This window comes from Providencia sp. UF-224, from assembly GCF_058245955.1.
This window is the reverse complement of record NZ_JBSICC010000056.1, coordinates 1-10,113: the sequence shown is the minus strand read 5'-3', so window position 1 is coordinate 10,113 and position 10,113 is coordinate 1. Positions and strand designations below refer to the sequence as shown.

The following is a 10,113-nucleotide window of genomic DNA, read 5'->3' as shown; positions in this document are numbered from 1 at the left end:
AGTTCGTTTAGTGATTGGTTTCATTGCACTCTCCAATTTTAAATTGAAAAAGTGTCAACCTTATTCAGGACGGGTCAACTCCCATAAAAAAAGCCGACATTTAACTGTCGGCTTTTTAGTTTTCCTGAGCAGCCATTTGTAGCAGCTCACGAGAGGCTTCACTCCGCACGTCCCCTAAATAATTTGTGCCACAGGTAGGCGGCAAATTAAGTTATCCCGTGAGCATACATAAGTATGTGACTCGGGTAACTTAATGAAGCCAACACCCCTGTGGTGCAAAGTATGACGGGGACATCAAATTAAGCGTTTTCGATTTTCGCCCAAGTATCTCGCAACCCCACAGTCCTATTAAACACCAAATGATCAGGAGTGCTTAACTTATTATCCGCACAGAAATACCCTTCACGCTCAAACTGATACGCTTTCTCTGCAACCGCATCTTTCAAGCTTGGCTCAACAAAGCCTTGGCGAACAACTAACGATTCTGGGTTAATCACCGATAAGAAATCATCTTCTGCGCCCGGATTTGGCACAGTAAACAGACGGTCATACAGGCGAATTTCTGCTGGCAGTGCATGCTGTACGCTCACCCAGTGAATAACGCCTTTCACTTTACGGCCATCGGCTGGGTCTTTGTTCAGTGTACCTGCATCATACGTACAGAAAATGGTTGTGATGTTGCCATCAGCATCTTTTTCCACACGTTCAGCTTTGATGATATACGCATTGCGTAAGCGCACTTCTTTACCTAACACTAAACGTTTAAATTGACGGTTTGCTTCTTCACGGAAATCCGCGCGGTCAATATAAATTTCATTGCTAAACGGTACTTTACGCGTGCCCATCTCAGGGTTATTTGGGTGGTTTGGCGCTGTTAAGATTTCTTCGCCCGCTGGCATGTTTTCAATCACCACACGCACTGGGTCAATCACTGCCATAGCGCGCGGTGCTGATACGTTCAGGTCATCACGAATGCACGACTCTAATGATGCCATTTCAACGTTATTATCTTGCTTTGTCACACCAATACGTTGGCAGAATTCACGGATAGATGCTGCGGTATAACCACGACGACGTAAGCCAGAAATGGTTAACATACGTGGGTCATCCCAACCGTTAACGTGTTTTTCTGTCACTAATTGGTTCAGCTTACGCTTAGACATCACGGTGTATTCCAGATTCAGACGAGAAAACTCGTACTGACGCGGATGGCAATCAATCGTGATGTTATCCAACACCCAGTCATATAAACGACGGTTATCTTGGAATTCCAACGTACATAAAGAGTGCGTGATCCCTTCTAGCGCATCAGAAATACAATGCGTGAAGTCATACATTGGGTAAATGCACCACTTATTGCCAGACTGGTGATGCTCTGCAAATTTAATACGATATAAAACCGGATCACGCATAACCATAAATGGTGATGCCATGTCGATTTTCGCACGTAAGCACGCTTTACCTTCTTCAAAACCACCATCACGCATTTTTTCAAATAATGTGAGGTTGTCTTCGATTAGGCGCTCACGATATGGGCTATTTTTACCCGGCTCTTTTAATGTGCCGCGGTATTCACGAATTTCGTCCGCACTTAACTCATCAACGTAGGCTAAGCCTTTTTTAATCAGCTCTATCGCATATTGATATAAGGTATCAAAGTAATCAGAAGAGTAGCGAACATTGCCCGTCCACTCAAAACCCAACCATTTGACGTCTTCTTGGATTGAGTTAACGTATTCGACGTCTTCTTTAACCGGGTTGGTGTCGTCAAAACGTAAATTGCACTGTCCCTGATAGTCCTTTGCAATGCCAAAGTTCAAGCAGATTGATTTCGCGTGGCCGATGTGTAAATAGCCATTCGGTTCTGGTGGAAAACGGGTATGGACCGACGTGTGTTTTCCGCTCGCCAGATCTTCATCTATGATCTGACGGATAAAATTTGTTGGGCGAGCATCTGCCTCATTCATTGTCATCATTCCTCAATGCCAAAAGCGCGCTAAAAGCGGTTAGTAACCAGATATATTCTACCATAATCCGTCAGGAAACAACCGTTTGATTGTACTTAGCCAATAAAAGCTATACCAAAGAGGCGAACACAACAAAAAATAGGCATTTGTCTACCCTTTCTAAGTCAATAACATCACAGTTAACACCACTAACAACAGCAATGGGTAGCTTTGTGCATGCCGCTTATCGCTAAGATAAGGCATTAATAATGAAGCAAAACGGATCCCCAACCAAGAAGCTGCAATCAGAATCAACGCGCCTTTGAGGTAAATCATGCCAAGAAAACCCGCGCCGAGGTCAACGTGCTTATCAATAGCAAAATAAAAGTAAGTTAATGTCCCTGTGATTGCCATCGGTAGCGTTAATGGGTTAGCAAACGCCGCCGCTTGGATCATACTGGCACCGCGGCGTCGCATCAGTGGAACAGTCATCACACTGCCCCCTACCCCTAAAAATGCTGCCACCGCACCTATTACCACACCAATCGGAGTATCCGCAAAAATGCCCCCACGAGAAGCCTTAATCCCTTCCGACCCCGTTTGCATAAAACCGGGGCGAATAAAGCAATCCAATATCGTGATAATTAAATAGGCAATAAATATCCAGCGGATCAACCCGCTATCTACTGATAACGCAACAATAGCCCCCAGTATTCCGCCAATTGAAATAGGAATAATAAACGGCTTGATAATTGGCCAGCTCAAATTGCCTTTTAAATAGTGAGCGCGACTCGATAGGGTTGATGAAAAAATCATCACACACGTGGAGGTTGCCACCGCAATTTGCATCGCCACTGCACTTGCATCGCTTTGCGGCCCCCAGACTAAGGTAATCAAGGCATACAGCAGCGGTACAGTAATAAACCCGCCACCAAAACCAAATAACGCGGTTGTGATCCCCGAAATAAAACCAAATAAGCAAAGAAGCAGTTCCACAGAAAATTCCTCATCAATCATTGAGAAAATATCTTATCGATGCGTAAGCCACCTTGCTTATGCAGATTCGACAACCTGCTTTGAGATTTCGCCAACATTGTTAACTTATTTCCTACATGACTAAACCAACTAAGTGAAATAAATGTGCCACTAAGAATTCATTTATTCAAAAAATATCCCGATAATAGTTAAATCTAAAAATTCACAGCTGGGTAAGCCAATGAAATGTATTAACTGTAATGAGCGCGAAGCGAATAAAGAGTCTGGTTGGTGTCATGAATGCGAACAGTTGGAAGTCCATAAAATTAATGGCGTACTTTATCTGCCAGCTTTAGGGCTAATTATTACCGCATTTTTGTCTATCTTTGGAGCATACCAATTAGTCCAAGTTGTCACCTATTATGCCGAAAATACGCAGGGTGTTCCTGCATTTTACCTTGGCGCTATTGTGCTACAACTTGTCTATATCATTATCACACTCGTCGCTTGTTGGTTTTTCTTTAATAAGAAAAAAGCGACTAAATGGGTGATGATTTCCTACTACATTTTTGCGCTCATCGTAACGCTGTATTTTACCGTTTTTATCGCCATAATTTATGGCGCTAAATTAACCAATACAGATTACCAGCAAATACTCATGAGCACATTCAGTGCCGCGCTGTGGATTGGTTATTTCATTAAATCCGACCGTATCTCGCAAGTTTTTACTCGATAACTACCATAAAAAATGCCAGCCTTTTTATCGGCTGGCATCATCACAAACTTAAATCAGGCTTAATGCATTATTTCAGTACATTATAAATAACGGTTTCGCCTGCTTTCACTTCACCATCAACTAAAATCTCGACACCTGCGAAATCATCGATATTACTGATGATAACTGGGCTGATCATCGATTTAGCATTGGCTTCAAGGAAATCTAAGTCTAATTTCAAGATTGGTGTACCCGCAGTGACTTCTGCACCTTCTTCCACTAAACGCGCACAACCTTCGCCTTTCAGCGCAACGGTATCGATACCCATATGAACAATGAGCTCTACACCATTTTCAGTTTCAAGGCAGAATGCATGGTTAGTTTCGAAAATTTTCACCACGGTACCCGATGCAGGGGCTAGCACTTCATTGCTGGTTGGTTTGATGGCAATACCATCGCCCACAATGCGGCTAGAGAACGCTTCATCTGGTACATCGTCAAGGGAATAGACTTGTCCGCTAACAGGTGCTACGAGGGATAAAATCGCATTGCCTTTTGCTTTTGCTGGCTCTGCTACTTTTTTATCTTCCGCAGCTGCAACTGGCGCAGTCCCCGCAATCGGCCCTTTCGCAATCACTTCCGTCATTGCTTTAGCAACCAATTCAGCACGGGTTCCTACTATCACTTGCACGTTTTGTTTGTTCAGGCGAATCACACCAGAAGCACCAAGACGTTTTGTCATCGCGTCGTTAACAATTGCGGTGTCTTTGACTGTTAAACGTAAACGCGTGATACATGCATCGATACTGACAATATTATCGCTACCGCCTACCGCAGAAACATATTGGCGTGCTTCTTTTTGGATATCGCTATCCGTGGTATTGGCAGGGCTAAGGCTTTCATCGTAACCATCAATGGTTTCATCGCCCGCGCTTTCTTCACGACCTGGGGTTAACAGGTTGAATTTGCGGATCATGAAGCGGAAGATCACGTAGTAAATGCAGAAGAAGACTAAGCCTTGAACAATCAGCATATACCATTGAACAGCTAATGGGTTACGTGATTGCAGCAGCATATCCACTAAACCTGCGCTGAAGCCGAAGCCTGAAATCCACTCCATTGTTGCGGCGATATACACAGAAATACCCGTCAACAGTGCGTGGATAACATACAGGATTGGTGCTACGAACATGAATGAGAATTCAAGCGGTTCAGTGATACCAGTGAAGAATGCAGCAAATGCACCCGCAATCATGATACCCGCCACTTTGGCTTTGTTTTCAGGGCGTGCACAGTGGTAAATAGCCAGTGCTGCACCCGGTAGACCAAACATCATAATTGGGAAGAAACCAGCTTGGTAACGACCGGTGATACCAACCGTTGCTAGGCCTGCTTCAATAGATTTAGCCCCACCAAGGAAGTTTGGAATATCATTGATGCCCGCAACGTCAAACCAGAACACCGAGTTCAGTGCATGGTGCAAGCCAACAGGAATTAACAAGCGGTTAAAGAATGCGTAGATACCCGCACCGACAGAGCCTAAATCTTTAATGCTTTCACCGAAAGACACTAAACCGTTATACACTACTGGCCAGACGTACATCAGTACGAAGGCTAAGATGATCATCAAGAATGAGGTTAAAATCGGAACAAGGCGACGGCCACTAAAGAATGACAACGCTTTTGGCAATTCAACACCACTGTAGCGGTTGTATAATTCAGCAGACAGTACCCCAACTAAGATACCCACGAACTGGTTATTAATTTTACCGAATGCCGCTGGAACAGTTTCCAGAGGAACATTCATAATCATGGAATAAGATGCCGGAGAACACAGTGTTGTCACCACTAAGAAGCCGACAAAACCGGTCAGTGCCGCAGCACCATCCTTATCTTTAGACATCCCATACGCAACACCAATTGCAAATAGCACGGACATATTATCAATAATAGCCGCACCGGATTTAATCAGTAACGCCGCGATTGCACTATTAGCGCCCCAACCATCTGGGTCAATCCAATAGCCAATCCCCATTAGGATTGCTGCGGCTGGTAGTACAGCAACTGGCACCATAAGTGCCCTACCAATCCGCTGTAAGTAGCTAAGAATATTCACAAACTCCCCCTTTATCGCCCTATTTTTGCCCCATTTACGGGATCTTCTTGTTCACACACCTAAATCATAATTTAGGTTATTGAGAGTATCAATTTCATAGTCTAAATTAATTGTTTCGCGATGCAAAATAAATAGGTGCGATTTGTGATAAATGTCAACGAAAGAGTTCATGATCTGACTAAATTAGTAGCTATTATTGAAAACTTATTTTATGATTAAAAATAACTTATTTAGGCCATTAACCTGTATATTCTCAGCGCGTTTAAAATGCGGAGCTAACCATTTAAACGGCACTGTATACCAACACCAACGCGTAATAAATTTGTAGTATAACGAGTATTCCTATATCTAATGCATAACATCAGGGATACACATATATATGAAAGATTTCACAGACTTATTAGAGGTAATTGAAACATGAGGCTAATCCCATTAAACAATGCGCATGATGTCGGCACGTGGTCCGCGCAATATATCGCCGATAAAATCAACGCATTCAACCCAACGGCTGAACGCCCGTTCGTTCTCGGTTTACCAACAGGTGGTACCCCACTTGCAACCTATAAAGCACTGATTGCTTTATATCAAGCTGGTAAAGTGAGCTTTAAACATGTCGTGACGTTTAATATGGATGAATACATTGGCATCCCAGCTAATCATCCACAAAGCTACCATACATTCATGCATGATAATTTCTTCAACCATGTTGATATTCAAGCTGAAAACATCAACTTACTCAATGGTAATGCCCCTGATGTTGATGCGGAATGCCAACGTTATGAAGATAAAATTAAATCTTACGGCAAAATCAATTTGTTCATGGGCGGCGTAGGGAATGATGGCCATATCGCTTTCAATGAACCAGGTTCATCACTGAATTCTCGTACCCGTATTAAGACGTTAACGCCAGAAACACGCCAAGCAAACTCACGCTTCTTTGATAATGATATCAACCAAGTGCCAAAATTTGCGTTAACGGTAGGGGTTGCCACACTCATGGACGCAGAAGAATTAATGGTGTTAGCGACTGGCGCAAATAAAGCGAATGCAGTTCACGCTGCGGTAGAAGGTTCCATCAACCATATGTGGACAGTGAGCTGCGTGCAAATGCACCCGAAAGCACTGATTGTGTGTGATGAACCTGCAACACTCGAATTAAAAGTCAAAACCCTCAAATATTTCAAACAACTAGAATCTGAAATTATTGAGAAGTTTAACTAAGATTATATTTATCAATCACCCGACTGGCGACGGCTAGTCGGTGACCCATTTTTCCAGAGGTCAGGAGTTTAAAACCATGTATGCACTAACTCATTGCATTATTTATACAGGTCATGAAAGACTGGATAACCATGCTGTCATCGTTGATGGTGAAATCATCAAAGAGGTTTGCCCTGTCTCTGAACTGCCTGCAAATATTCCACAACACGATTTGCAAGGCGCAATTCTCTCTGCTGGTTTTATTGATCTGCAAGTTAACGGCTGCGGTGGTGTTCAATTCAATGACAATAAAGAAAATGTCACGTTGAAAAATTTGGACATCATGCAAAAAGCCAATGAGCGCACAGGTTGCACTAGCTACCTACCAACGCTGATCACTTGCTCTGATGATCTGATGAAACATGGCATTGACGTCATGACTGAATATTTAAAAGATCACAAAAACCAAGCCCTTGGCCTACATTTAGAAGGTCCTTATATTAATGTGATCAAAAAAGGGACTCATAACCCTGAATTTATTCGCCAGCCTTCCGCTCAAATGATTGATTATTTGGCCTCCCACGCCGATGCCATCACAAAAATCACCTTAGCGCCTGAAATGGTCGACCTCGATTATATTCGCCAATTAAAAGCAGCGGGTATTGTGATTTCAGCGGGGCATTCAAATGCGACCTATGAAGAAGCGAAACTTGGCTTTAAAGCCGGTATCCGTTTCTCAACTCACCTTTTCAATGCGATGCCATACATTTCAGGCCGCGGTCCAGGTTTAGTTGGCGCCATTTATGATACACCAGAAGTGTATGCTGGCATTATTGCCGACGGCCTGCATGTTCAATGGGCTAACATTCGAAACAGTAAGCACCTGAAAGGTGATAAATTAATTTTAGTGACGGATGCAACAGCACCCGCAGGAATTGATCCTCAAACTGGTGAAATGGATCATTTTATCTTCGCAGGTAAAACCATATACTATCGTGATGGATTATGTGTTGATGAAAATGGCACACTCAGCGGTTCGTCACTGACGATGATTGAAGCAGTCAGAAACAGCGTAGAACATGTCGGTATCGCATTGGATGAAACACTTAGAATGGCAACGCTCTATCCAGCAAGAGCCATCGGAGTTGATGAAACTTTAGGGTCAATTGCTCCGGGTAAAATTGCGAATTTGACCGCATTTAACCACGACTTCACTATTCTCGCGACTTACGTAAACGGAAAGGAAGTCTACAAAATGAGTAACTAGCTAATGAATCAAAGCCACTCGCTAAAGCAAATTGGTAATATTGACCTCGTCAAACAACTCAATAGTGCTGTCGTCTATAGCTTGATAGACCAACAAGGTCCGATATCAAGAATTCAAATAGCGGAGCAAAGCCAGCTTGCCCCAGCCAGTGTCACGAAGATCACTCGCCAGCTACTCGAACGCGGTTTAATTAAAGAAGTTGACCAGCAGGCCTCCACTGGGGGCCGTCGCGCTATCTCCATTGTTTCTGAACACAAAAACTTCCACACCATTGGTGTCCGTTTAGGCCGCTATGATGCCACTATCGCATTGTACGACTTAGGCGGAAAAATGATTGTGGATGGCCACTACCCTATCTCTGAGCCTTCCCAAGAAGCTGTCGAGCAAAAATTGATTGCCGCCCTCGAAGATTTTATCGAGCAAAATCACCGTCGCATCAAAGAACTGATCGCTATCTCAATAATTCTCCCTGGCTTGGTCAATCCAAATCGCGGCATTATTTTCTATATGCCCCATATCAAAGTGGACAACTGGCACCTGATTGATAACTTGCAAGCACATTTCAATATCACCTGTTATGTTGGGCACGATATTCGCAGCCTTGCGCTTGCTGAGAGCTATTTTGGTGCTACGCGGGATTGTGAAGACTCTTTATTAGTACGCATTCACAGAGGTGCTGGAGCAGGCCTTGTGATCAATAAAGAGATTTTGCTCAACCATCGCGGTAATTTAGGGGAAATTGGCCACATTCAAGTCGACCCCCTTGGTGAACTTTGCCACTGCGGTAATTTTGGTTGTTTAGAAACCATTGCCTCTAACCAAGCCATTGAAGCACGCGTTAAACAGCGCTTAGAACAAGGTTATTCCAGCACGCTAACCGCGGAAACTTGCACGATTTCCTCTATTTGCCAAGCTGCAAATAAAAATGACCCCCTAGCCACTGAGGTTATTCAACACGTTGGCCGACAAATTGGTAAAGCCGTTGCGATTACCATTAACTTGTTCAACCCAGAAAAAGTGGTGATTGCAGGGGACATTACAGAAGCTGAGCAAATTTTACTGCCCGCTATCCAAAGCTGTATTGATACTCAAGCACTCAAAGGCTTTCGTGAGAACTTACCGATTGTTACCTCCCAATTAGTCCATAATTCGGCGATTGGCGCATTCGCTTTAACTAAGCGAGCAATGCTTAATGGTGAATTACTGCAAAAGTTGTTTGATAATTAATTTTCCTCTCTTCAATGAATGAATAAAAGCAGGTTTAGGCCTGCTTTTTTGCTTTGAGAGACCCAATATCAAAAAATATGCTGGCCCTTCACCATGGCATTGTACAATTTAAAATCTATGTGTATTTTCTCAAATAATCTCTGCTTCATTTAAAATCAAATTTCGCAAAATATGGTTATTTCTCCCTATTATTTTTTGAACAGACTAACAGTCAAAATCAGATTTATTTCAAATCAAGGGTTGTTTTTTGCTGGCTTTATCGACAAAATGATTATTCAACAAACAAACAGACGCATTTTCTGAAAAATAGTGCAAAAAGCTGTTGACTGTAGGGTCTGTAATTAGCATAATGCGCCCCGCAACGCCGATGAAGGTTAAGCAAAAAAAAGATGGCTATGTAGCTCAGCTGGTTAGAGCACAACACTCATAATGTTGGGGTCACAGGTTCGAATCCCGTCATAGCCACCATTTATTTGCGGGAGTGGCGAAATTGGTAGACGCACCAGATTTAGGTTCTGGCGCCGCAAGGTGTGCAAGTTCAAGTCTTGTCTCCCGCACCATTTTCCTTCTCGGTAGTATTGAATTTAAGATTGGGGTATCGCCAAGCGGTAAGGCACCAGGTTTTGATCCTGGCATCCCCAGGTTCGAATCCTGGTACCCCAGCCAT

Annotated in this window: 7 protein-coding genes and 3 tRNA genes; 7 read left to right on the top strand and 3 right to left on the bottom strand. The window is 43.3% G+C overall.

The window, feature by feature from the left end; genetic code table 11:
• Positions 1–299 precede the first annotated feature (299 nt).
• Positions 300–1,967 carry a glutamine--tRNA ligase gene (gene glnS / locus AC4IFO_RS22350; RefSeq protein ID WP_490737707.1) on the bottom strand — a complete coding sequence of 556 codons (1,668 nt, stop codon included), beginning with the start codon at positions 1,965–1,967 and terminating at the stop codon, positions 300–302.
• Positions 1,968–2,126: 159 nt separating this feature from the next.
• On the bottom strand, positions 2,127–2,942 hold the full coding sequence (locus AC4IFO_RS22345) for a sulfite exporter TauE/SafE family protein (RefSeq protein WP_490737705.1): 816 nt from the start codon (positions 2,940–2,942) through the stop codon (positions 2,127–2,129).
• Between the two features lie 220 nt (positions 2,943–3,162).
• Here AC4IFO_RS22345 and AC4IFO_RS22340 point away from each other — a divergent pair, with 220 nt between their 5' ends.
• Positions 3,163–3,657 (top strand): DUF2569 domain-containing protein, encoded by a 495-nt coding sequence (locus AC4IFO_RS22340; protein ID WP_490737703.1) that lies wholly within the window; start codon positions 3,163–3,165, stop codon positions 3,655–3,657.
• 67 nt (positions 3,658–3,724) lie between these two features.
• Here AC4IFO_RS22340 and nagE read toward each other — a convergent pair whose 3' ends face one another.
• Positions 3,725–5,752: an N-acetylglucosamine-specific PTS transporter subunit IIBC gene (gene nagE / locus AC4IFO_RS22335; protein WP_490737701.1), complete on the bottom strand. Its 2,028-nt coding sequence runs from the start codon at positions 5,750–5,752 to the stop codon at positions 3,725–3,727.
• 417 nt (positions 5,753–6,169) lie between these two features.
• Here nagE and nagB point away from each other — a divergent pair, with 417 nt between their 5' ends.
• From nagB to AC4IFO_RS22305, 6 genes are all read left to right on the top strand, one after another.
• A complete protein-coding gene (gene nagB / locus AC4IFO_RS22330; RefSeq protein WP_490737699.1) occupies positions 6,170–6,973 on the top strand; it encodes a glucosamine-6-phosphate deaminase in 804 nt (267 codons plus the stop codon).
• A 76-nt stretch (positions 6,974–7,049) separates the two neighbouring features.
• On the top strand, positions 7,050–8,219 hold the full coding sequence (nagA, locus tag AC4IFO_RS22325; RefSeq protein WP_490737697.1) for an N-acetylglucosamine-6-phosphate deacetylase: 1,170 nt from the start codon (positions 7,050–7,052) through the stop codon (positions 8,217–8,219).
• A gap of 3 nt (positions 8,220–8,222) precedes the next feature.
• Positions 8,223–9,446, top strand: coding sequence for a DNA-binding transcriptional regulator NagC (gene nagC, locus AC4IFO_RS22320; RefSeq protein WP_219244317.1), 1,224 nt, complete (start codon positions 8,223–8,225; stop codon positions 9,444–9,446).
• 391 nt (positions 9,447–9,837) lie between these two features.
• A tRNA-Met gene (locus tag AC4IFO_RS22315) sits at positions 9,838–9,914 on the top strand.
• Positions 9,915–9,921: 7 nt separating this feature from the next.
• Positions 9,922–10,006, top strand: a tRNA-Leu gene (locus AC4IFO_RS22310).
• 31 nt (positions 10,007–10,037) lie between these two features.
• Positions 10,038–10,112 (top strand) — tRNA-Gln (locus AC4IFO_RS22305).
• Position 10,113 lies beyond the last annotated feature (1 nt).